The sequence below is a fragment of the Curtobacterium sp. ZW137 genome (genome assembly GCF_003762905.1).
Lineage (GTDB): Bacteria > Actinomycetota > Actinomycetes > Actinomycetales > Microbacteriaceae > Curtobacterium.
Map to the genome: position 1 here is coordinate 61,379 of NZ_RJKS01000005.1, position 22,989 is coordinate 84,367.

At 72.3% G+C, this 22,989-nt stretch carries 22 protein-coding genes; 13 read left to right on the forward strand and 9 right to left on the reverse strand.

Translation table 11 applies throughout. From position 1 onward, the window contains the following. Positions 1–158: 158 nt before the first annotated feature. From ptsP to EDF55_RS16550, 4 genes are all read left to right on the forward strand, one after another. Complete coding sequence (gene ptsP, locus EDF55_RS16535) at positions 159–1,814, forward strand: phosphoenolpyruvate--protein phosphotransferase (RefSeq protein WP_123656083.1); 1,656 nt, start codon at positions 159–161, stop codon at positions 1,812–1,814. Positions 1,815–1,877: 63 nt separating this feature from the next. After that, positions 1,878–3,431, forward strand: coding sequence for a PTS mannitol transporter subunit IICB (locus EDF55_RS16540; protein ID WP_165931554.1), 1,554 nt, complete (start codon positions 1,878–1,880; stop codon positions 3,429–3,431). A gap of 73 nt (positions 3,432–3,504) precedes the next feature. Next, the gene (locus EDF55_RS16545; protein ID WP_123656084.1) at positions 3,505–3,942 is read left to right on the forward strand and encodes a PTS sugar transporter subunit IIA; all 438 of its coding nucleotides are present in this window, start codon (positions 3,505–3,507) and stop codon (positions 3,940–3,942) included. Further along, positions 3,939–5,105 carry a mannitol-1-phosphate 5-dehydrogenase gene (locus tag EDF55_RS16550; protein ID WP_123656085.1) on the forward strand — a complete coding sequence of 389 codons (1,167 nt, stop codon included), beginning with the start codon at positions 3,939–3,941 and terminating at the stop codon, positions 5,103–5,105. The genes EDF55_RS16545 and EDF55_RS16550 overlap by 4 nt, the downstream gene beginning before the upstream one ends. Positions 5,106–5,268: 163 nt before the next feature. Here EDF55_RS16550 and EDF55_RS16555 read toward each other — a convergent pair whose 3' ends face one another. From EDF55_RS16555 to EDF55_RS16585, 8 genes are read right to left on the reverse strand one after another with little or no spacing between them, the layout of a single operon-like run. Beyond that, positions 5,269–5,859 (reverse strand): hypothetical protein, encoded by a 591-nt coding sequence (locus tag EDF55_RS16555; protein ID WP_123656086.1) that lies wholly within the window; start codon positions 5,857–5,859, stop codon positions 5,269–5,271. After that, positions 5,856–6,200, reverse strand: coding sequence for a hypothetical protein (locus EDF55_RS16560; RefSeq protein WP_123656087.1), 345 nt, complete (start codon positions 6,198–6,200; stop codon positions 5,856–5,858). Before EDF55_RS16560 ends, EDF55_RS16555 begins: the two co-directional genes overlap by 4 nt. After that, on the reverse strand, positions 6,190–10,155 hold the full coding sequence (eccCa, locus tag EDF55_RS16565; protein ID WP_123656088.1) for a type VII secretion protein EccCa: 3,966 nt from the start codon (positions 10,153–10,155) through the stop codon (positions 6,190–6,192). The genes EDF55_RS16560 and eccCa overlap by 11 nt, the downstream gene beginning before the upstream one ends. Next, positions 10,152–11,018: a hypothetical protein gene (locus EDF55_RS16570; protein WP_123656089.1), complete on the reverse strand. Its 867-nt coding sequence runs from the start codon at positions 11,016–11,018 to the stop codon at positions 10,152–10,154. The genes eccCa and EDF55_RS16570 overlap by 4 nt, the downstream gene beginning before the upstream one ends. 2 nt (positions 11,019–11,020) lie before the next feature. Continuing rightward, complete coding sequence (locus tag EDF55_RS16575; protein ID WP_185017499.1) at positions 11,021–12,388, reverse strand: EsaB/YukD family protein; 1,368 nt, start codon at positions 12,386–12,388, stop codon at positions 11,021–11,023. Continuing rightward, complete coding sequence (locus EDF55_RS18940; RefSeq protein WP_165931556.1) at positions 12,385–12,708, reverse strand: hypothetical protein; 324 nt, start codon at positions 12,706–12,708, stop codon at positions 12,385–12,387. Before EDF55_RS18940 ends, EDF55_RS16575 begins: the two co-directional genes overlap by 4 nt. Continuing rightward, a complete protein-coding gene (locus EDF55_RS16580; protein WP_123656091.1) occupies positions 12,692–13,789 on the reverse strand; it encodes a DUF6177 family protein in 1,098 nt (365 codons plus the stop codon). The genes EDF55_RS18940 and EDF55_RS16580 overlap by 17 nt, the downstream gene beginning before the upstream one ends. Beyond that, entirely contained in the window at positions 13,786–14,838 is a 1,053-nt protein-coding gene (locus EDF55_RS16585; protein ID WP_123656092.1) for an FHA domain-containing protein, read from the reverse strand. The genes EDF55_RS16580 and EDF55_RS16585 overlap by 4 nt, the downstream gene beginning before the upstream one ends. A 158-nt stretch (positions 14,839–14,996) precedes the next feature. On the opposite strand from EDF55_RS16585, the gene EDF55_RS16590 reads away from it, so the two are divergent. From EDF55_RS16590 to EDF55_RS16610, 5 genes are read left to right on the forward strand one after another with little or no spacing between them, the layout of a single operon-like run. Beyond that, positions 14,997–15,332: a WXG100 family type VII secretion target gene (locus tag EDF55_RS16590; RefSeq protein ID WP_123656093.1), complete on the forward strand. Its 336-nt coding sequence runs from the start codon at positions 14,997–14,999 to the stop codon at positions 15,330–15,332. A gap of 21 nt (positions 15,333–15,353) precedes the next feature. Further along, positions 15,354–15,674: a pore-forming ESAT-6 family protein gene (locus EDF55_RS16595; protein WP_123656094.1), complete on the forward strand. Its 321-nt coding sequence runs from the start codon at positions 15,354–15,356 to the stop codon at positions 15,672–15,674. A 2-nt stretch (positions 15,675–15,676) separates the two neighbouring features. After that, complete coding sequence (locus EDF55_RS16600) at positions 15,677–16,060, forward strand: DUF6507 family protein (protein ID WP_123656095.1); 384 nt, start codon at positions 15,677–15,679, stop codon at positions 16,058–16,060. 19 nt (positions 16,061–16,079) lie between these two features. Next, a complete protein-coding gene (locus EDF55_RS16605; RefSeq protein WP_123656096.1) occupies positions 16,080–18,446 on the forward strand; it encodes a TNT domain-containing protein in 2,367 nt (788 codons plus the stop codon). Further along, positions 18,443–18,976, forward strand: coding sequence for a hypothetical protein (locus EDF55_RS16610; RefSeq protein ID WP_123656097.1), 534 nt, complete (start codon positions 18,443–18,445; stop codon positions 18,974–18,976). The genes EDF55_RS16605 and EDF55_RS16610 overlap by 4 nt, the downstream gene beginning before the upstream one ends. Positions 18,977–19,033: 57 nt before the next feature. On the opposite strand, the gene EDF55_RS16615 is transcribed toward EDF55_RS16610, so the two are convergent. Next, entirely contained in the window at positions 19,034–19,627 is a 594-nt protein-coding gene (locus EDF55_RS16615; protein WP_123656098.1) for a TNT domain-containing protein, read from the reverse strand. Between the two features lie 267 nt (positions 19,628–19,894). On the opposite strand from EDF55_RS16615, the gene EDF55_RS16620 reads away from it, so the two are divergent. The 4 genes from EDF55_RS16620 (at position 19,895) to EDF55_RS16635 (ending at position 22,942) form a co-directional block, all read left to right on the forward strand. Continuing rightward, positions 19,895–20,827, forward strand: coding sequence for an NADP-dependent oxidoreductase (locus EDF55_RS16620; RefSeq protein WP_123656099.1), 933 nt, complete (start codon positions 19,895–19,897; stop codon positions 20,825–20,827). A gap of 45 nt (positions 20,828–20,872) precedes the next feature. Further along, a complete protein-coding gene (locus tag EDF55_RS16625) occupies positions 20,873–21,583 on the forward strand; it encodes a DUF805 domain-containing protein (RefSeq protein ID WP_123656100.1) in 711 nt (236 codons plus the stop codon). A 67-nt stretch (positions 21,584–21,650) separates the two neighbouring features. Continuing rightward, positions 21,651–22,301, forward strand: coding sequence for a DUF805 domain-containing protein (locus EDF55_RS16630; protein WP_123656101.1), 651 nt, complete (start codon positions 21,651–21,653; stop codon positions 22,299–22,301). An 80-nt stretch (positions 22,302–22,381) separates the two neighbouring features. Next, the gene (locus tag EDF55_RS16635; RefSeq protein WP_123656102.1) at positions 22,382–22,942 is read left to right on the forward strand and encodes a DUF805 domain-containing protein; all 561 of its coding nucleotides are present in this window, start codon (positions 22,382–22,384) and stop codon (positions 22,940–22,942) included. Positions 22,943–22,989 lie beyond the last annotated feature (47 nt).

Consider the following 22,989-nt stretch of genomic DNA (forward strand, 5'->3'; position numbering starts at 1 on the left):
GCATCCGTTCGTGCATTTTTATCCCCGGATGTGTTTGTTTGTCAACGCGGATCGATGTAGTGTGCTGCTCAGCCGCACGGACGTGGTCCGTTTCGTGTCGCATCTGCACCGAACCGAACCACCCCACCGCAAGCGCGCGTGAGATGAAGGAGTCTCGAATGTCCGAACTGCTCGGAACCGGCGTCGGCCGCGGCGTCGCCCACGGCCCCGTGCTCCGGATGGCGGACCCGCTCGGCGAACCGTCGACCGCGGCGCTCGAAGGCTCGGCGGACGACGCGAAGCAGGCGGTGCACGCCGCGCTCGCCGCGGTGGCAGAGGACCTCAACAAGCGCGGACAGCTCGCCGGCGGTGACGCCCAGGCCGTGCTCGAAGCGCAGGCGCTGATGGCGCAGGACCCGACGCTCCTCGACGACGTGCACGCACGCATCGACGGCGGCACCAACGCCGAGCGTGCCGTGTACGAAGCGTTCGCCCAGTTCCGCGACCTGCTCGTCTCGATGGGCGGCTACATGGGGGAGCGTGCGGCCGACCTCGACGACGTCGCCCAGCGCATCATCGCGAAGCTCCGCGGCGTCCACGCACCCGGCGTCCCCGAGTCGGACACCCCCTTCGTGCTCGTCGCCCGCGACCTCGCGCCGGCCGACACCGCACTCCTCGACCTCGACAAGGTCCTGGCCCTCGTCACCCGTGACGGCGGCCCGACCTCGCACACCGCGATCCTCGCCCGCGCCAAGGGCATCACCGCGATCGTCGGTGTCACCGGTGCCGACGACCTCACCGACGGCGTCGCCGTCGTGGTGGACGCCGCAGCGGGCACCGTCGTCACCGACCCGTCCGCATCGCTCGTCACGGACGTCGAACAGCGCATCGCCGACCGCCTCGCCGCAGCCGCCGCACCGCTCACCGCCGGTGCCCTCGCGGACGGCCACGTCGTGCCGCTCCTGGCGAACCTCGGCAGCCCGGCCGACGCCGGCGGCGCCGTCGCTCTCGGTGCGGAGGGCGTGGGGCTCTTCCGCACCGAGTTCCTCTTCCTCGACTCCCCGAAGGCCCCGACGGTGGACGAGCAGCAGGAGTCCTACCGGCAGCTCCTCGCCGCGTTCCCGGGCAAGAAGGTCGTCGTCCGCGCGCTCGACGCCGGTGCCGACAAGCCGCTGCCCTTCCTCACCGACAAGGACGAGGAGAACCCGGCGCTCGGTCGCCGCGGACTCCGCGCCCTGCGGAACCACCCCGAGGTGCTCCGCGACCAGCTCACGGCGCTCGCCCGGGCGGACGCCGAGACCGAGGCGGACCTCTGGGTGATGGCCCCGATGGTCGCCGACGCCGAGGAGACCGAGTACTTCGTCGACCTCGCGCGGGAGCTCGGGATCCGGACCGCCGGCGTGATGGCCGAGGTCCCCTCCCTCGCGCTGATGGCCGAGCAGGTGTTCCAGTCCGCCGACTTCGTGTCCATCGGCACGAACGACCTGACCCAGTACACGATGGCCGCCGACCGCATGCTCGGCACCGTCGCGTCCTACCAGGACCCGTGGCACCCGGCCGTCCTGCGCCTCGTCGCGCAGCTCGGCAGCGCCGGTGCCGACGCCGGCAAGCCCGTCGGGATCTGCGGTGAGGCCGCGGCCGACCCGCTCCTCGCGGTCGTGCTCGTCGGCCTCGGCGCCACCACCCTCTCCATGACCCCCGCGGCCCTCGCCGACGTGCGTGCCGAACTCGGCAAGCACACCCTCGAAGAAGCCCGCGAGATGGCCCGGGCGGCACTCGCCGCGTCCACGGCGGCGGCCGCCAAGTCCGCCGCCGCGGCCGCGCACGCCGCCTAGGCCCCCTGCTCCACAACCCGTCCCCTCCACGCAGCAGCACCACCACACAGAAAGTCACCGCACATGACAACGTCGTCCGTTGCAGCGCCCGACGCCCCCGCCAAGTCGCGGGGTGGCGCACGCGTCGCCGTTCAGAAGTTCGGCACGTTCCTCTCCGGCATGGTCATGCCCAACATCGCGATCTTCATCGCGTGGGGCATCATCACCGCCTTCTTCATCGAGACCGGGTGGACGCCTGTCGGCATCCTCGGCGGCTTCGGTGAGACGGGCGGCGTCGCGAACGTCGGCCTCGTCGGCCCGATCCTGACCTACCTCATCCCGCTCGCGATCGCGATCCAGGGTGGCCGGATGGTCTACGAGACCCGCGGCGCCGTCGTCGGGTCGATCATGACCATGGGTGTCATCATCGGCGCCTCGGGCACCACGATGATCCTCGGCGCGATGATCTGCGGGCCGCTCGGCGCGTACCTCATCAAGCAGATCGACCGCATCTGGGACGGCAAGATCAAGCCCGGCTTCGAGATGCTCGTGAACAACTACGCGGCCGGCATCCTCGGCTTCGTGCTCGCGATGATCGGGTTCTTCTGGCTCGCGCCGCTGTTCAAGCTCATCGCCGAGGGCCTCGGCGACGCGGTGAACTTCCTCGTGCAGCACTCGCTCCTGCCCCTCGCCAGCGTCATCATCGAGCCGGCGAAGGTCTTCTTCCTCAACAACGCGATCAACCACGGCGTGCTCGACCAGCTCGGTGCGCAGCAGGTCCAGGAGTCCGGCAAGTCGATCCTGTTCCTGCTCGAGGCGAACCCCGGCCCGGGTCTCGGCATCCTCCTCGCCTTCACCTTCTTCGGTGTCGGCATCGCCCGCTCGACCGCTCCCGGCGCGATCATCATCCAGTTCCTCGGCGGCATCCACGAGATCTACTTCCCGTACGTGCTGCAGAAGCCGATCCTCTTCATCGCCGTCATCCTCGGTGGTGCGACCGGTGTCGCGACGAACGTCGCGTTCCACTCCGGCCTCGTCGCCCCGGCTTCCCCCGGTTCGATCTTCGCGGTGCTCGGTGCGACGGCGAAGGACAGCTTCGTCGGCGTCATCCTGTCCGTGATCTTCTCGGCGGCCGTCTCCTTCGCGGTGGCGTCCTTCTTCCTCATCGCGACCCGCAAGCGCGACCTGGCGACCGGTGGCGGCGACATGACCGCCGCGTTCGACAAGATGCAGGCCACCAAGGGCCGCGACGCCAACGCCGCGACCGCCGGCCTGTTCGGCAACAACAGCCCCGCCAACGAGCAGGAGTCCGAGGCCGCCCTGGGCGGTGTCGGCGCCGGCACCGCGACGACGACCCGCGTGGAGAACGTCGTGTTCGCCTGCGACGCGGGCATGGGCTCGAGCGCCATGGGTGCGAGCGTCCTCCGCAACAAGATCAAGAAGGCCGGCATCGAGGGCGTCACCGTCGTCAACAAGGCCATCGCGAACCTGTCGGGTGACGAGGACCTCATCATCACGCAGGAAGAACTGACGGACCGCGCCAAGCAGAAGAACCCGAACGCACAGCACGTGTCGGTCGGCAACTTCATGAACGCGCCGCAGTACGACCAGGTCGTCGACCAGCTCAAGAACCAGTAACGAAGTGCAGTATCGGAGGGGGCGGGCGAAGGCCCGCCCCCTCCACCACGTCCACGAACCAAGGAGAACACCGATGCCCGTCCTGCAGGAGAGCCAGATCCGGATCCACACCGAGGACACCGCGCCGACCAAGTCGGAAGCGATGAAGGAGGCCGCCGAGATCCTCGAGGCAGCAGGCGCGGTCACCGGCGAGTACTACCCGGCGATGCTCGAGCGTGAGAAGAGCGTCTCGACGTACATGGGCAACTTCCTCGCCATCCCGCACGGCACGAACGACGCCAAGGACGCGATCAAGTCCTCGGCGCTGTCGTTCATCCGGTACGCGTCCCCGATCGACTGGGACGGCAACGAGGTCCGCTTCGTCGTCGGCATCGCCGGCGTGAACAACGAGCACCTCGACATCCTCTCGAAGATCGCGATCGTGTTCTCCGACGAGGACGAGGTCCAGAAGCTCACCGACGCCCCCGACACCGCCGCGATCCTGGCGATCCTCGGCGAGGTCAACGAGTGACCTCCACCGACCACCGCACCGCCGTCCACTTCGGCGCCGGCAACATCGGCCGCGGCTTCGTCGGACTGCTCCTGCACGAGGCGGGCTACGAGGTCGTGTTCGCGGACGTCGCGGCGCCCCTCATCGACGCGTTGGCTGCCGCCGACTCGTACACCGTGCACGAGGTCGGTGCCGGCGCGCAGGACCACGTGGTCTCGAACTTCCGCGCCCTGAACAGCGCGCAGGACGAGCCGGCCGTCGTCGCCGAGATCGCCGCCGCCGACATCGTCACGTGCGCCGTCGGACCGAACGTCCTGAAGTTCATCGCCCCGGTGATCGCCGCAGCGCTCCAGCAGCGCGACGCCGACGCGGCCCCGATCGCCGTGATGGCGTGCGAGAACGCGCTGAACGCGACGGACCGCCTCCGCGAGTTCATCGTCGACGCGCTGCCCGCCGACGTCCGTGACGCCGCGCTGGCCAAGGCCGTGTTCGCGAACACCGCCGTTGACCGCATCGTCCCCGCCCAGCCCGAGGGCGCCGGCCTCGACGTCACCGTCGAGACCTACTTCGAGTGGGCGATCGACCGCACCCCGTTCGGCGGGACCGAGCCGGAGCTCCCCGGCGCGCACTACGTCGACGGGCTCGCCGCGTCCATCGAGCGCAAGCTCTTCACGGTGAACACCGGGCACGCCACCGTCGCGTACCACGGCTTCGTCGCCGGGGCGGAGAAGATCTCCGACGCCATCGCGATCCCCGCGGTCCGGTCCGAGCTCGAGTCCGTGCTCGCCGAGACGAGCGACCTGCTGATCCGTCGGCACGAGCTCGACCCCGAGGTGCACCGCGCGTACGTCCAGGCGATCATCGCCCGGTTCGAGAACGTGCACCTCCCCGACACCGTCACGCGCGTCGGCCGGCAGCCGCTCCGCAAGCTCTCCCGCGACGAGCGCTTCGTCTCGCCCGCTGCCGCCCTCGCCGAGGACGGCACCGAGCCGATCGCGCTCCTCGACGCGATGGGCGCGGCGCTCCGCTTCGACGTCGCGGACGACGAGCAGAGCGTCGAGCTGCAGGCGCTGCTCGGCTCCGACAAGTCCGACGCGGACGTCGTGACCGAGATCACCGGTCTGGGTGCGGAGCACCCGCTGCACGCGGCGTTCGCCGAGCGGGTGCGTTCCGCGCGCTCGTAGCGTCCACCCCTCCGGACGGGAGGCCCGGTGCCAGCTGGCACCGGGCCTCCCGTCCGTCGTGGTGGTGGCGTCCACCGCCGCGAGACGCCGCTCGCCACGCGAGATGCCGCGGTCCTCGGCGGCGTCTCACACAGGCTGCGGCGTCTCGCGCACGCTGCCGGCGCTACCAGCCCAGGAGCGTCAACAGGTCGCGGACTGCCGCCGTCGTGGCCGGGGCGAGCCGCTGTGCGGACACCCGGCCCGGGCGCGCGAGGTGCTCGTCGCGACGCAGGACCACGACGGACGCACCGGCGTCGCGGAGGACCCGGTCGTCGACGCCGGCGGCACGGGGAGCACGGTCGACGACCACGACCACGGGCTGCGACGCCGGCGACCCCGCGGCGGCGAGTGCCTCGAGGCCGGTCTCGATGCCGTCCGGCGTGGCGGCCATCACCACGACGACCGCGTTCTCGGACGGTGCGGCGAGTGCGGCTGCCGCGGCGGGGTGCACCCCGATGTCGTGGACGCCGTGCCGCGACGTCGCCTGGTCGAGCGTCGCGATCCGGGCCGCGAGGTCGCCGGTGGCGTGGTCGCTCGCCTGCACCACGGCGCCGATCCGACCACCGATCGCGTCGACGAGGAGCGCCGCGACCGTGGTGGTGCCGACCCCGCCGGCGGCACCGGTGACGATCATCGTGCGCGACCGGGCCGCTGCGGCGCGCCGGGAGCCGGGCATCGGGGGCAGCGGCGCGGAGGTCGGGGGCAGGTCGCTCACGAGCCGTCCTCCACGACGCAGCGGCCGCCGATCGCGTCGGCGAAGGCGCGTGCGACCCGGACACCGACGTCGCCGCTCGGTCCCCACGGCGCCCACGCTTCGGTCCACCACACCGGGCCGTCGGTGGTCGCGGGGAGGAGCCGGGCGGGTTCGCCTGGGGCCTCGAGCAGCTCCGGGAGCGCGATGCTCAGCACGGCGGTGCCGGACCGGTCGACGATCTCGGTCACCGCGGCGCCGTCGAGGGTGCGCAGTCGCAGGTCGGGGGCGATGTCGGCACCGGCCACGACGAACGCCGCCAGGTCGGGCGCCGCGTGCGAGACGATCACGAGGTCACGGGGCATCGGAGCCGCCTCTCTGGTCGGCCGTCGGGAAGTGCGCCACCTGGATGATGCGCGGCGCGGTGCCACGGCGGACCAGGCGGCCGCGGCCGGCGGGGAACTGCTCGGCGTACACCTTCGGGTAGATCTGGCCCTCCGAGCGTTCGCCGCTCATCACGAGCCCCGTCGCGCCGGCGTCCCGGACGGACTGCAGGACGGTGTCGTACATCGCACGTGCGGCGCCGGCCACCGGGCGGGTGAGCACCACGTGCAGCCCGAGGTCCCTGGCCGACGGCAGGTAGGGCAGCAGCGGCGAGAGCGGGTCCGTGCCGGCGGACGCGACGATGTCGTAGTCGTCCACGAGCACGACGATCCGGGGACGTGGACCCGTGGTGGTGCCGGCCGCGCGGGCCTCGAGCTCGCCGGCGATCGCGGTCGCGAGGGCCCGGGCGTCCCGGCCGTTCGCGGCGTGGCCGCCGAGGTACTCGTCCGGGGTCCCGGCCGCAGCGCCGCCGCGCACGTCCATGAACGCCAGGACGAGTTCGTCCGGTGTCGCGCGGTCCATGAACCCCGCGGCGAGACCACGGAGGAGCGCCGTCTTGCCGCTGGCGGTGTCGCCGAACACGAGCAGGTGCTGGTCGAGCGCCGGGTCGAACGCGACGATGCCCATCGTGTCCTGCCGCAGCGCGAACGGCACGGTGTCCGGGGTGTCCAGCGGATCGGGCAGTTCGGCGGGGTCGAACGACTCGGGGAGCAGCCGGATCGGCGCTGCGGCCGGGCCCTCCCACGACGTGGCAGCACGGCGGGCGAGGGCGTCGAGCTCGTCCCCGATGTCGTCGTCGTCCACGTCGTCGAGGAGCGGGAGCGCGATCTGGGCGAACAGCTCGTCGCCGGTGAGCGCACGGCCCGGCTCGCCGGCCTTGAGCGTCGCCGCCGCCGCACGGGCGATCGTCGAGTCGGCGGGGTCGTTCAGCCGCAGCTCGAACCGCTGCCCGATGAGCGGCTGGACGGCGAGCCGCAGCTCGTTCCAGCGGGTGAGCGCGACGACGACGTGGATGCCGAAGCTGCCGCCGCGCTGCAGGAGGTCCCCGAAGGCGTCCTCGAGCTCCTCGAACTCGGTGCGCATCGCGGAGAAGCCGTCGACGAGCAGGACGACGTCCGCGGAGCCGAGCTCGGGGACGCGGCCTTCGGCGTGGCGCGCACGGAGCATCGGCAGCGAGTCGATCCCGTGCACGCGGAACACGGTCTCGCGCTGCCGGATCATCGCCTGCAGTTCCTCGATGAGCCGCAGCAGCCGGTTGCGGTCCGACCGGGTCGCGACGCCACCGACGTGCGGGAAGCCCTCGATGCGGGAGAGCCCGCCGCCGGCGAGGTCCATGCCGTAGACGCTCACCTGCCGCGGGGTCTTCGTCAGGGCGATCGACGTCGCGACGGTCCGGAGGAACGTGGTCCGACCGGAACCCGGCGCCCCGATCACGGCGGCGTGCCCACCGCCGAGCGTCAGGTCGACCTGCCAGGCCGCCTGCCGCTGCCGGACCGGGTCGTCGAGCAGCCCGAGGGGGAGCCGGAGGCCGGTCGTGTCCGCCGGCGCGTTGGCGTCGAGCACCGCACCGAGCGCCAGCCGGGTCGGCAGCGGCGGGAGCCACACGGGCGTGGTGCTGCCCTCGCCCTCACCGAGCCGCTCGACCGCTTCGTCGACGACGCTGCGCCCGACGTCGGGGGAGTCCAGGGTGGCCTCGGCCGGTGAGTCGTCCTCGACCGTGAGCGTGTTGTAGACCGGCAGCTCGAACGGCTCCGGCGTCGTCTCGACGTCGTTCGGCGACGGCGCGGCGTCCTCCACGGGACCCGACACGTAGCCGGCGCGGAAGCGCGTGTAGACGCTGGTGTCGACCTTGAGGTAGCCGTACCCGGGGACCGCCGGCAGGTGGAACGCGTCGCCGGTGTCGAGCACGACCTGGCTCTCCGCCTCGGAGAAGGTGCGGAGGCCGAGTCGGTAGGACAGGTAGGTGTCGAGTCCGCGGAGCTTTCCCGCCTCGATGCGCTGGCTGGAGAGCAGCAGGTGGATGCCGATCGAGCGCCCGATGCGGCCGATGGTGAGCAGCAGGTCGACGAAGTCGGGCTCCGCGGTGAGCAGTTCGCCGAACTCGTCGATCACGAGCACCAGGTGCGGCATCGGCGGCAGCTCCGGGCGGCGCGTGCGCAGCTCGCGGTAGTGCGTGATCGACGGCGACGACCCGGCGTCACGGAGGAGCTCCTGACGGCGACGGACCTCGCCCGCGATGCTCGAGCGTGCGCGCCGGGTCAGCTGTGGGTCGTCGGCGAGGTTGTCGATGAGCCCGGCGACGTGCGGCAGCCGGGCGAACGGGGCGAACGCCGCACCGCCCTTGTAGTCGACGAGGATCATCGTGAGGTCCTCGGGCGGGTGCGAGACCGCGAGCCCGAGGACGAGCGTCCGGAGCATCTCGCTCTTGCCGGAGCCGGTCGCGCCGATGCAGATGCCGTGCGGTCCCATGCCGAGCTGCGCGGACTCCTTGAGGTCGAGCAGGAGCGGCGCACCGAAGTCGTCGACGCCGATCGGCACCCGCAGGAAGTCGCGCGGCGCCCGCGGACGCCAGGTCCTGGCGGTGTCGAGCGCGGTGACGTCGTCGGTGCCGATGAGCTCGGCGATGCCGATGGCGGCCGAGGACTCGGTCCGCTCCTCGGCGTCGGCGGACAGCCGGAGTGGTGCGAGCCCGCGTGCGACGGCGGTCATCACCGTGGGCTCGACGCGGTCGCACACGGCGGACTGCACCGGTGCGGGCTCGCCCTCGGCGACGTCGCGGGCATCGACCACGAGAAGGTCGGTCCGACCGTCCTCGGTGCTCGTCGCGGTGATGCGCACCCGCACGTCGGAGGGTTCGTGCAGGCGGTCCGACACCAGGTGCACGACGGTGGTCCGGAGGTCCTCCGGGCGGGACTCGCCCTCCGGCAGGGGCAGCGGGACCGCGACGTCACCGTGCTCGTCGGCGAAGACGACCAGGCGCGGCATGTCGCTCCGCTTGGCGGACTCGCCGGAGCGGCGCCACATCGCGGCGGTCCGGGCGCGTTCGCCGAGCTCGGCGCCGAGCACCCGGGCGAGCGCCGTGACGTCCGGAGCGACGCGGCGCGCGTGCAGCGGGCCGTCGAAGGTGCGGTCCATCCGGGTGTGGGGCAAGAGGTCGAACCACGCCCAGTCCTCGTCGCGGTCGGCGGGGAACGCGGCGGCGAGCTGGAGGTCGTCGGGGGAGTGCATCGCGGCCAGTTGGGCGGCGAGGGCGCGGGCGACGTCGAGCACGGCGGCCCGGTCACCCACGACCGAGACGTCCCCGGCGTCGTCGAGCGCGACCGACACCGGCATCGCGCGGACGGTGCCGTAGTGCTCGGCGACCTGCTCGAGCTCGACGAGCATCAGCGGGTCGAGCGGCTGGACGGGGTTCTGGTCGGCGGGCACGGTGAGGTCGAGCCACCGCACGTCGCCGGTGCCGACGCGGGCACGCAGGAAGTCCCCGTGCTGCCGTCGGCGTTCCCAGAGCCGGGCGGGGTCGCGCACCAGGCGGGTGAGGGTCTCCGGCGCGGGGTCGACGTGCTCGGCGCGTTCGCGGACCTCGCGGGCGCGGTCCCGGAGGTCGCTCCGCAGCTCTTCGAGGTAGTCCAGGTAGCGCTCGCGCTGGGTGCGACGGTTGCGCACGGCGTTCCCGCGCTGGGTGAACGCCATGCCGAGGCCGCCGACGAGCGCCACGACGAAGACCAGTGCTGCGACGACCATGAGCACCGGGTTGTTCCCGCGGAGCACGACCATCATGACGACGGAGGACACCGCGCCGACCACCGGCAACAGGGACTGCAGCGGCAGCCCGCCGCTCGGACCCTCGGGGAGCTGGGGCGGCGGTGCGAGCTGTTCGGCGTCGGGGCGGACGAGCGGCGTCGTGATCCGCGCCGGGCGGTGGACGATGCGGTTCACCGAGGTGCTCCCGTCGGGCGTCGGGTGGCGTCGACGGCCGCGTCGACGAGTGCGGCCGTCAGGTGGACGAGACCGGTGCGGAGCGCGGCGGACCGGACCCGGCGCGGGTCGGTCACGGCCGGGTCGTGCGGCACGGGGAGCACACGGACGTGGTCCCAGGTCTCCGCGGTGCGGGCGGCGCGCTGTCCCTCGCCGGTGACGTCGACCGGGACGACGACGACCTCGGTCCCCGTGGCGTGGGCGCGGACGGCGTCCGCGTGGGACACCGCGGCCTCGATCGCAGCACGGTCGGCGGCGCAGACGAGTGCGACGACGTGTGCGTCCTCGGCCACGGCGCCGAGGTCGACGAACGGCGACCGTCGGCCCCAGTCACCGACGACGACGTCGAAGAACCGGGCGATCGGGTCGACGGCGTCGGCCCACTCGTCGGGCGAGGCCGCCCGGTCGGGGAAGGAACCGTGCTCCGGCCCCACGCCGCCGACCCGCAGCACGTGCAGTCCGGACGGCGCGAGCGCCAGCCCGTCGGTGGCCTCCCACGACGCACGGGCCCCGGCCCGGAGCGCAGACGGCGGCGTCGCGCCCTCGAGCGGTGTCCCCGCGTACCGGGCGAGCGACCGGTTGCCGGCGGCACCGTCGACCCCGAGCACCCGCCCGGGACGCCGCCGTGCGAGCACCGTGGCGACGGCGGCCGCGGTCGCCGAGCACCCCGTCCCGCCGGCGAGGGAGGTGAACGCGATCCGGCGGCTGGTGGGAACACCCTGCCGGATGGCCCGGTGCGCGTCGTCGAGTTCGCGGGCGCCCCCGGCGGTGCTGCCGAAGAACGCCCGGACGAGTGCGGGGCCGGCGTCGCGGAGGTCGACCATGCTCAGAACGTCTCCAGGAGTGCGGCGAACAGCCCGAAGGTCCCGAGCAGCAGCGGGAGCGCCACCACGACGGCGATGGTCTCGAGCGCGTTGCCGATGGAGCGGAGCCGTGCGCGCTGGTGTGCGGCGGGCCGGATGCCGGCGAGGAGCGCGGCCACGACGGCCAGCCCCGCGAGCACCAGCACGACGATCGTCGGGGACGCCGTCGCGTGGTCGAGGAGCCCCACGACCGCGGCGACGGTGACCGCGGACCAGAGCAGCACACCCTGCAGTGCGAGCGGGAACGCCCGGGTGCGGAGCGCGGTCACGACGACCGTGACGACACCGAGCGCGATCGCCCACGGGTCCTCGGCGCCGAGGAGTGCGGCACCCGCCATCGCGAGCGGTGCGGCGACGGCGGCGGTCACCCAGTCGAGCGAGCGGTAGGCGTCGTCGAGCGCGGAGACGACGCGCGGGCGACCGACGAGCCCGCCGGCGCCGACCTGGTCGTCGAGCCCGGTGAGCCCGGCGGAGGACATCGCGGCGGACGGCAGCAGGCCGCAGGCGACGAGGGAGGCCACGGCGACGACGCCCCAGCCGGCCGCGGGCACGGCCGGGGTGAGCCACGTGAGGACACCGACGGCGGGGAGGACCACGCCGACGACCGCGGCGAGCCCGACGGTGCGCATCCGCTGTCCGATCCCGAGGCCGATGCCGAGCGCGATCCACGCCCAGATGACCACGAACGCCGCGAGCATCGCCGCGCTGTCGGCGGCGCGGGCCATCAGCGGCGCACCGGCGAGGCCGACGGGCAGCGCCATGCCCGCGGACGCTGCGGTCAGGACGATCCCCGTCCACCGGGCACCGGCACGCCCGGCGACGACGGCCGCGAGCGCGAGCACGAGCGCGGCACCGAGGACGACCGCGGGCAGGACGACGGGCGACGGGGCCTGGTCCTGTGCGGCACGCAGCACCCACCGCGCGCTCAGCGCGATGACCGCCAGCGACCCCAGGAGACTCGATGCCGTGCCGACGGCGGCCGCGGCGACGGACTGCCGTGCGGCGTCGCCCCAGGTGTCGTCCCGGCGACCGAGCGACTCCGCGACCACGTCGGTGACGTCGCTCACCTCGGGTGGCGGCGGTGCGTCGGCGCGACGGACCAGGTGCAGGACCTCACCGTCGGCCACCGACTGGTCGGATGCGCCGGCGCCGAGCGAGAGTTCCTCGCCGGTGATGCGCACCAGGGTGACCGGGTGCGCGCTGTCCGCCACCGGCTCGTCGAGGATGTCGACGAACCGGGGGAGCAGCCCCGCGAAGGGCTCGTCGGACGCGACGACGACGTCGGCACGGCGAGCGGCCCCGACCACGGTCACTCGGGTGAAGTCGGTCACGGTGCCTCCGGGGCGTCGGTGCTGGTCGGGTCGGTGCTGGTCGAGCCGGTGCTGGTCGACGTCGACGGGGCGGTCGAGCTGACGATGCCGCTCGTCGTCGCCTGCTGCGCGGCCTGCTTCGCGAGGGCGGTGGTCACGAAGGAGTACCCGAGGCACCCGACCCCCACCACCGCGGCGAGCACCACGCTGCCGATGAACCGCCGGACGTTGTCGTTGACCTGCCGGCGGTCCGCGAGCCGCCCGAGCACGAAGGCCTGCCGGAGTCGCCGACGGTGGGTCGCGACGCTCTCCAGCAGGACGGCGTCACTGTTCCGTGGCACGGTGCACCCGCTCTCGTGTCGTCTGGTCCATCTCGGTCGCGTCCGCCACCCGGCTGAACCCGATGTCGTCGAGCACGTCGGCCAGCTCGCGCACCGGGTCGCGGTCGGAGCGCCGGCCGAACGGCAGCACGAGCGCCGGGATCCGCGGGCGTCCGGCGACGACGGCGCCGAAGCGCTCCGCCATCGCAGCGGGGTCGAGGCCGAGGTCGCGGACGGCCGGCGCGCCGAGGAGCATCGCGACCGGAGCCGGCGGCGCCTGCAGGACGGGGGACTGCAGCAGGTCGGAGCGTCCGGGTCGCCGCATCACGAGTGCGAACAGCGGGAGCTGCGTCGCCGCGAGGCGCCCGAGCACCTGCGGGACCGCGGCGATCCGCATCGCTGTCACCGGGTCGCCGATCGGCCCCGCGGACACCAGCCCGGTCGTCAGTTCCTCGACCCCGTGGTCGGTGCGCTGCGCGGTCACCGTCGACGCCGAGCCGGGGCCGATCACGACGAAGCGCGTCGAGGTCGGCATCCGGTCGCGCGCCGCCGCGGTCAGGTCGTGCCGGCTCCACGGGCGACCGGCCGGTTCGTGCGTGCCCCAGCCGGTGGGCGCTGCGCCGGCGAGCTCCGTCGCGACGAGCTCGGCCGTGCTGCCGAGGATCGTCTCCGCTGCCGCACGGTGCCGCACGGACACCGAGACGACGAGCTGTTCCGCGTCCGCCGGTTCCGGCCGGAGGTACGGCACGGCGACGTCGTCGACCGACGTCGGCGGTCCGAGGACGACGGCGTCGGTGAAGGCGTCGAGCCGCCGACCGTCGAGGCCGTTGCGCAGCCCGTCCTGCCCGCGCACCACCCAGGCACCGCCGGTGTCGACGAGGTACTGCCGGAACGGTTCGGTGAGCCGGGAGAGTCCGTCGGTGACGAGGATCGGGCGAGCGCCCTCGGCCGCCGCCCGGCCGAGCAGGTCGAGCCGCCCGACGCCGAGGTGCACGACCGCCGCGCGGCTCTCGATGCGCACCGAGCCGTCCCCGACCGAGTCGGCGAGGGGGTGCTTCGCGACCAGGTGCGCGTCCGGGTCGTGCCCGCGTGACCGGCTCATGCGGCACCACCGACCCGGTCGAGCCGGAACGCGTGGTCACCGATCCGGACGGTCGCGCCGGGTTCCAGCACGACGTCCGCTCCGGGGACGAGGTCGTCGAACGAGCCGTCCGTGTGCACGACGGTGGTGCCGTTGGTGGACGCCAGGTCACGGATGCGGACGACACCGTTCTCCTGCACGAGCGCGGTGTGGGTCTTCGAGAGCGTGCGGGACAGGTCGGGCACCGCGATCGTCGTCACGCCCGCTTCTGCCTCGGGGTTCCGGCCGACGACGCAGGTGGTGCGGAACCAGTGCACGGCACCGGTGTCGAAGGTGAGCACGGTGGCGTCCAGCGGGACGGGGTCGGCGTCGACGCCGGAGGTGGGCACGGACGGGACGGGACCGCCCGCGAGACGTGTGGCGTCGAGACCGACCGGCACCGGTCCTCCCGTCGGGGTGGGCGTGTGGGGCCGGACCCCCGCAGCCGCCGCTGCCCCGTACGTCATGCCGAGCTGGTCGAGGGCCGGCGACAGCGGGTCGCGACCCGCACGGAGCGACGCGGTGACGGTGCCCGTGGCGCGGGCCCACGGGCCCCCGTCGCGGGGTCGGTGCCGACCGCGCAGCCGTCCGACGGCGGCAGCCGGGCCGCATGCGAGCGCGTCGTCACCGTCGACGACGCGGGTCGCCATCACGAGTCCGCCGGGTCCACGACCCGTCCTGGAGGCTCGGATCACCACCGCGACGGCCGTCACGACGAAGCCGAGGACGGCTCCGGCGATCGAGGTGCCGACCGCGTCCGAGCGGGGGACCGCCGTGTGGGCGAGGAGGAAGAGGCCGGCGCCGAGCGCCGCCCCGATCAGGCAGACGAGCACGTCGAGGCCGCGCGCCGCCGTGACCGCGCCGGCGGACGCGGGGACCACACCGCGGAACGGGTCGAACTCGACCGACCCGACGGTCCGGCCGATCAGCACGCCGCAGTCCGTGCAGAACCGCTGCCCGTGCGTCGTCGCCGCCCCGCACCGGCCGCACGTGAGGACCGGTACCACGGTCTCCACCACGATCGTCGACATCGCCCCCACCTCCCATCGGCTCGTCCGATCATGGCAGAGACCGGCGACCTCCGGGATCGAGAACGGTGTCGGGTGCAACACGCCCGGTGTTGGTCTAGGCTGCGTTGCATCCGGCGTCCCCCGGACCGGGGGTGGGGAACGACAGAAAGAGGCATGCGATGAAGTTCGCGATGGGGGCTCAGGTGCTCACCAACCTGACCAAGCAGACGTCCAACGCATCCGGCGACCTGGGCACGCTCGTGCACCGGCTCGCGGATTCCGCCGAGCCGCTCCAGGGCCGGTTCAACGGTGCCGGTCGCGCCGCCTTCGACCGCTTCAAGGGGCAGACCGACTCGATCGCGAACGAGCTGAACGGCGCGCTCGCGAGCGTCCTGCAGGGTGTGTCCGGCATGGACCGTTCCTTCCAGGAAGGCGACCAGGACATGGCCCAGTCGACGACGTCGGCCGAGGGCAGTGCCAACTTCGACGCGGCCCGCTTCAGCGGCCGCGCCTGATCTCACGAGGGGAAACAGATCATGAGCAACGGTGGCAACCAGGCAGACCGTCGTGACTACGACGTCGCCGCATCGCAGAACGCCCAGGACAACTTCAACGCGGTCGCGTCGCAGCTCGAGTCGCTGATCGCCCAGCGCGACAGCGACGTGAAGGCCGCGATGGCCGACTACCAGGCCGACGGCGTCTCGGACGAGTACCACGCGAAGGAACAGCGCTGGAACTCCGTCGCGAACGAGGTCAAGTCGATCATCGCGACGCTCCGCAGCTCGCTGCAGTCGAACGACGAGTCGGCGCAGTCGGCGATCAGCAAGGCGAAGTCCGCCGTCGGCAACATCGGCTGACGATGGCGAACGGATGGCGGGTCGACCCCGCGGGGGTCGAGCGTGTCCTCACCGCGGTCGCCGACCGGACGACGACGATGTCGACCGCGCTCGGCGGCTCCGAGGACGGATCGGTCAAGGGCGTCGACACGGTCGTGCAGGCGGCGGCGACAGCCGCGCAGTCGCAGGTGATCGGCGAGGCCATCGCGGGGTTCTTCGAGCACCGCAAGGCCACGCTCACCGGCATCCAGAACCGGGTGCGCGCATCGCTCCTCGGGGCTTCCGGGGCGACCGCCGCCATCAACGAGGGCGACGAGGCCATGGCGGCCACGACGCAGTCGAACGCCGTGTCCGCGGCGTCGAACGGGGACTTCTCCGCGTTCGACGGCGCTCCGGGCGCGAACTAGCAGGGGGAACCACAGCGCGATGAGCGGACTCGTCAAGGTCGGGGAGATCCCGTACACCGACGTCGACCTCTCCGGGATCACGGCGGGAGCCGGGAACCTGCGGACCGTCGCGTCGGCGGTGCGCGACGGCACGGCCGACATCCACAGTGCGTGGACGCCGATCTCGCAGTCGTACGAGGGGCCGGCTGACCAGCAGCTCTTCGACGCGATGAACCCGATCGTGCCGCAGGGCACCGCGTTCGGCGACGACCTGGACACCGTGGCGAAGGCCCTCGACGACTTCGTGACCGAGGTCACCCCGATCGTCGCGAAGCTCAAGACCTACGTCACGCGGGGCAACCAGCTGCACGCCGACGTCAAGCAGCACGACGGCGCCTGGGACGAGGACGAGACCCTCAACGGCGAGAACAACGACATCATCAACGGCGTCGCGAACCAGGTCGTCGCCTACCAGGCGGCTGAGCGCACCTGCGCGAACACGATCCGCGGACTCTCCGGCCTGGCCGCGCTGCACGCGATGACGGGCAACGACCCCGACGACGAGCTCGGCTACGGGTACAAGGAACTCCCGATGGGCACGGAGCTGCCGTGGGGGACCGCCGAGGCCCGGAAGGAGAGCTGCGGCGAGAAGACGCTGTACTTCGTCCCGCACCTGCTGCAGGGCGTCGTCGTCGACGGGATCTGGGGCACGGTCCAGGGCCTCGGACAGCTCGTCGGCATCGACGGCACCGGGTGGCACCTCGACACCCTCACCAGCGCCTGGAAGGGCATGGGCTCGCTCATCGGCTACAGCGCCGCGGACAACTCGTGGAGCTGGGGCAACGCCGGTGACGCCTGGAAGGGCCTCGGCAAGGCCACCGTCGGGTGGGACGCCTGGGCGGACGACCCGGGCCGCGCTGCGGGACAGGCCGTGTGGGGCATCGGCTCCCTGCTCATCCCCGTCGCGGGCGAGGTCGGCAAGGTCGGTGCGCTCGGCAAGGTGGGCGAAGTCGCCGGCACCGTCGGCAAGGCGGGCAAGTTCCTCGACCTCGTCGACGCGGGCGCCTGGGCGTCGAAGGGGCTCACATCGGTGCTGCCGAAGCTCGGCGACCTCAAGGGCCTGGTGTCGTCCGGGCTCGGCGACATGTCCGGCTTCACGGGCAAGATCGCGGACTTCAAGACCGGACTCGGGGACTTCCTGCACGGGCACCACGGCAGCGACGCCGAGGTGCCGCCGGTGCGGTCGGAGCCGAGCGTCGAGGCGCCGGTGAACGCCCACAACGGTGGGTCCACGGTCGAGGCCCCGCCGGTGCGGGAGCCGGAGCTCGTGGGGGCCGGTGGGCACGGGGAGTCGGGGACCGCGACGGAGCACGGCGGCGGGTCGGACTCCGGGTCCGGGTCCGGGTCCGGATCGGGCTCGTCCGGTGGGCACGGGCACGGGGGTGACTCGGGCAGCAGTGGTGGTTCGGGGCACGGGACGGATGCGGAGCACGGCGGCGGCGGTCACGGGGCCGATGGCGACGGTGTTGGCACTGGACACGGTTCCGATGCCGACGGCGGCGCCGGGCACGGCTCGGACGCGGACAGTGGAACGGGACAGGACCACGATCCCGGCACGGGCGACGGCACGGGCGACGGCACGGGCGACGGCACGGGCGACGGCACGGGCGACGGCACGGGCGCCCACGGCGACCCCACGGCTCCTCCCGCGCACCACTACGACCGGTCGACCGACCCGGTGTTCTCCGACGACGCGAGCGGTCCCGGCTGGGAGCGCGACGAGTCGGTCCGCGGCAACCCGGAGCGGGCGGACTACGGCGATCCGCACCTGCACCTCGATGATCTCGGCTCGAAGTACCGGGCGCCGGACGACCCGACCTACACCGGTGCAGGGATGAGCGACGACGTCCGCGCACTCGTCGATGACTGGGGCAACCCGAACGGCCTCTACGGCAAGGACGCCGACGGCAACTACCTCACGCGAGAGGACTGGGAGGACCGCTACGTCGACTGGAACGACGACTGGAACTCCTACGCTCCGGAGTACCCGGGCAACGGCGGTGCCGTCGCGGGCCACCGTGTCGACTGGACCGATCCGGACGCGTTCGTGCAGCAGTACGGATCACAGCTCGATCGCCTCGGCAAGGACTCCGGCGACTTCCTGTCGTTCCCCGGGAACTCGTTCGAAGAACGTGCGCTGCCACCGTCGAACCTCAGCGACGCGTACTCGAAGTTCGACTTCGACGCTGCTGCGTTCGAGGGCCATGGTCTGAAGATCGAGGTCAGCGAGATCGCACCGGCGTTCGGACACCCGGGAGGTGGCCTCCAGGTCCGCTTCTTCACGCCCGGGGACCCGCCGACGTTCGTCTCCGTCTCCGAACTCAAGCGACTGAAGATCCTCCTGTGACCGAATCTGCCCTCGTCGAGTTCTCGCAACTCGATCTCATGCGCGACGTCCTGTCGCGAGCCGACTTCGATCGAGTCCAGGTCGAGCCCGACCGGGTCGAGTTCGGTGACCTCGAGACGCTCGACCGATACACCCTCACTCCTGACGGCGTGGTCGAGTGGAGAGGCGACCGTGGCGCCGGCCGCGACACGGGCACGGTCTTCGACGACGTCTCCGATGCGGAACGGTGGATCGTGACGGTTGCAGCCGAGGCGCTCCGGGCCCGATCGGGGCTCGGGCTCGGGGACTGGTTGTTGAACCGGGAGCGCGAACTCCCGGCGGGGTTCACCGCGGTGCCCGAGGGGCGCACCGTGCTCGTGCGCTGGACTGTCCGCGGGGAAGAACACCGCGCTCGGTTCGGTGGGGCGCTCCCCATGGCCCGAGCGGTGCAGTTCGCAACCGTCGCGCGCGTACCGATCGACCGGATCGAACCGTGTGCCCTCGACGAGGACTCCCGCGGCGCGTTCGCTGCCGCCTCGCTGTCCGCCTGAACCGGATCCGGCCGACCGGCCCGGTCCGGCCGCCCGAGCGTCCGCTCGGCTTCGACGTCAGTTCCGGTCTGAGCCGATCTGGATCTTCCGGAGGGAGCCATCGACCAGGAGATCACGGATGGTGGCGCCCTCGTCTGCGATGGTGAACCGGATCGCACCGCCGGGCTGGCCGAACCAGGGCAGCGTGAGCTGTGCCCCGACGAGGACGTCATATTCAGTGACGAACTGGTGGACCGTCGACGGAGCCGAGAGCGCGGTCGGTGGCAACGACCTCGACTCGAACGAGGCACCGAACGGATTGAGCAGCCAACCGTCCGGACCACCGATCCGGTCGACGGGGATCATCGGGGGGATCTGGATCAGGACGCGTCCACCGGACGAGCGGATCCGGTCCGTGAGCTCTGGCAGGTACCGCTCCGAATTGCTCACGAGGCGGTCGAACTCGTCCCGCTCGAAGATGCGCGGAGCAGGAACGGGACGCCTGAGGAACGCCCGCACGAGTTCGGCGGCGCCGAGCTCGTCGGACGCGTGACCGATCGTCCGGGCTTGTCCGTAGTCGACGCTCTGGAGCTCGAAACCGGTTTCGACCGGCTGGACCCGGAGAGCCCCCTCGAGCGGCGGGAGCGGACGCTCGTCGCCCGGAAGCGACACGAATTGTGTGGAGAATCCGGACCGATCGAGATCGGCGCGAAGCGAAGCGAAGGTCACGCTTCCAGGCTATCGGTGGCCAGCCTGGTCGCGGTCGTTGCTGACGGCGAGTGCCCAACCCTCAGCGCTTCGGCCGGACACCGCAAAGGGCCGGAGCGCCGTCCCGGCCGAGTCCTGGGAGCACGTCACCGACCGCAGCCTGGAGGCGCTCGCGGCCCTCGGCTGGAAGTTCTCGTGGGATTGGCGGTGAGCGGGACTACCGTCCGGTCCATGACGAAGCAGTGGGTGGCGCCGCGTCCCGGCGGCAGCGAGGTCCTCGAGTACATCGACACCGACGTCCGTCCGCCCGGCCCGGGCGAGGTCACGATCGCGGTCCGAGCTGCCGGGATGAACCCCGCCGACACGAAGCACACCCGGGCAGCGCAGGCGGACGCGTACCCGATGTCGATCGGCTACGAGATCGCCGGGGTCATCTCGGCGATCGGCCCGGACACGCAGATCGCGTCCGGCGGCGGAGCCGTCGGCGACGAGGTCCTCGCATTCCGCGTCCCCGGCGGCTGGACCGAGGAACTCACGGTGCCTGCCGCCGACGTGTTCGCCAAGCCGGCCTCCCTCGGCTTCCCAGAGGCGGCGAACCTGCTGCTGGCAGGCACGACCGCAGCTGACGTGATCCGGGTGACCCGAGCCTCCGGACGGGACACCGTGCTCCTGCACGGCGCATCCGGCGCGGTCGGCGTGAGTGTCCTGCAGCAGCTGCGCCCGCTGGGCGCGCGCGTGATCGGCACGGCTTCGGAACGTGGTGCGGACACCGTCCGCCGGTACGGGGGCGAGTGGATCGCCTACGGCGACGGACTGGAGGCTCGTCTCCGTGATCTCGCACCCCACGGCATCGACGTGGCCATCGACGCCGTCGGCACGGACGAGGCGGTCGACGTCTCGTTGGCACTCGTGGCGGACCGCGACCGGATCGTCACGATCGCCGGACCGGGCCGGGCCGCGGCCGACGGCTTCGCCGCCGTCGGGGGAGTGCAGCCGGAGAGCAAGGCGTTCCGCGACTCGGTGCGGCAGCGGCTGATCGACCTGGCGGCGGCGGGGCAGCTCGAGGTGCCGGTCGCCCGGACGTTCCCGCTCGCGGACGCCCGCGATGCCGCCGAGCTCCTGGAGTCCGGACACCCCGGCGGGAAGCTCGCGCTCATCCCCTGACGCCCGACCTGCCAGACTGGACGCCGACGATCGGGGGAGGCGCTGATGAGCGACGACGGGACCAACCAGGGCTGGGGCAACGGCCGGCCGAACGGGCAGCAGCCGCCGCAGCCGCAGTGGTCCGGGCAGCAGGGCTGGCCGCAGCAGGCGCCGGGTGGGCAGCAGGCACCGGGCGGCACGCAGGCGCCGGGGTGGCCGCAGCAGCAGCAGGCGCCCGCGTGGCAGCAGGGCCCCGGGTGGCAGCAGCAGCCCGGGTGGCAGCCGCCGCGTCCGATCCCGCTCGACGAGGCCGGCGTCCCGCCGCTCTGGGCACCCTGGTACGGCGCAGGCATCGGCGACGCGATCGGCCGGTTCTTCCGGAAGTACGCCCGCTTCGACGGGCGTGCCAGCCGCAGCGAGTTCTGGTGGTGGTTCCTGACGAACGCGATCATCGCCGCGATCCTCGGCGCCGCGGTGGCGGTCATCGTCACGACGACGGGCACCCGCGAGATGAGCACCGACGTGTACGGCCGGACGACCAGTCAGCTCCACACGGATTCGATCTGGTGGCTCATCCCGATCTGGCTCTGGGCCGCCTGGTTCCTCGGCACGGCGGTCGGCAACATCGCGCTGATGGTCCGTCGGCTGCACGACGTGAACCTCAGCGGGTTCTTCGCGTTCTTCTTCGTGAACACCCTCGGCTGGATCGTGCTCTGGGTGATGGCGATGCTGTCGCCGAACCCGAACGGGCAGCGGTTCGATCGTCCGCAGGGATGACGATCGGGGCGGCAGGGGTGTGGTTGACTCTGTGCGTCTCATCAGGTGATCGACGAAGGGCTTCCCCGTGAGCGACCAGTACGGCGGACCGAACCAGTATGGCGGACAGAACCCGTCCGGGCAGCCGAACGGCCAGAACCCGTACGGGCAGCCGAACGGACAGAACCCGTACGGGCAGCCGAACGGACAGAACCCGTACGCGCAGCCGAACGGCCAGAACCCGTACGCGCAGCCGAACGGCCAGAACCCGTACGCGCAGAACCCGTACGGGCAGCAGCCGCGTCCGCCGCAGGGTGAACCGCCGCTCTGGGCGCCCTGGTACGGCATCGCGTTCCCGAAGGCCTTCGTCCGGTTCTGGAAGAAGTACGTCCGCTTCGACGGACGCGCGAGCCGCAGCGAGTTCTGGTTCTGGTCCCTGTGGTGGGTCATCGGCAACGCTGCGCTCGGCATCGTCGGCGGCGCGTTCGACGGCATCGCGGGCACGGGCAACGTCGGCGACGACGGCCTGTTCGACGGGCTGTTCACCGGAGCCTGGGCCCTCGCGACGCTGGTCGGCTGGATCGCGCTCCTGGTGCGCCGGCTCCACGACGCGAACTACAGCGGCCTGCTCGCCCTGCTGCTCATCATCCCGGTGCTCGGGTGGATCGCGTGCGTGATCCTGTCGCTGATGCCCTCGAACCAGCAGGGCCAGCGCTACGACCGACCGGACCTCGGGTAGCCGGAAGACTCGAGCGGTCCACCGGGACCCCGTTCTGATTGACTCTGCAAGGAGTATCAGTCGACGAGCAGGGGGTCACCGTGAGCGATCAGTATCCGTCCCAGAACCCGTACGGGCAGCAGCCCGAACCGGGGCACACGCCGCAGTACGGCGCGCCTGCGCCGACCGGGCCCGGAGGCGAGCCGCCGCTCTGGGCACCGTGGTACGGGATCTCGTTCGGCAACGCCGTCCGGCGCTTCTTCAAGAAGTACGCCCGGTTCGACGGGCGTGCCAGCCGCAGTGAGTTCTGGTGGTGGGCGCTCGCGAACGCCATCGTCTACATCGTGCTCGGGATCCTGCTGGGGATCGGCATCGCGACCTCCGACCGCACGACGGTCTCGACCGGGTACAGCGTCTCGACGGTGATCGACCGACCGTCGGCGCTGTACATCATCGCCGCGATCCTCTTCGCGATCTGGGGTCTGGCGGTCCTGGTGCCGGGCATCGCCCTGTACTGGCGACGGCTGCACGACGCGAACCTCGCGGGGCCGTTCTGGTTCCTCGGGTTCGTCCCCGGTGTCGGCGGGATCATCCTGCTCGTCTTCTCGCTCCTGCCGCCGAAGCCGGAGGGGCAGCGCTTCGACCAGCCCGGCCGCGGCTGAGCGGAAGCACCCACAACGCGCGCGATGGGAAGCGAGAACGCGCGTCG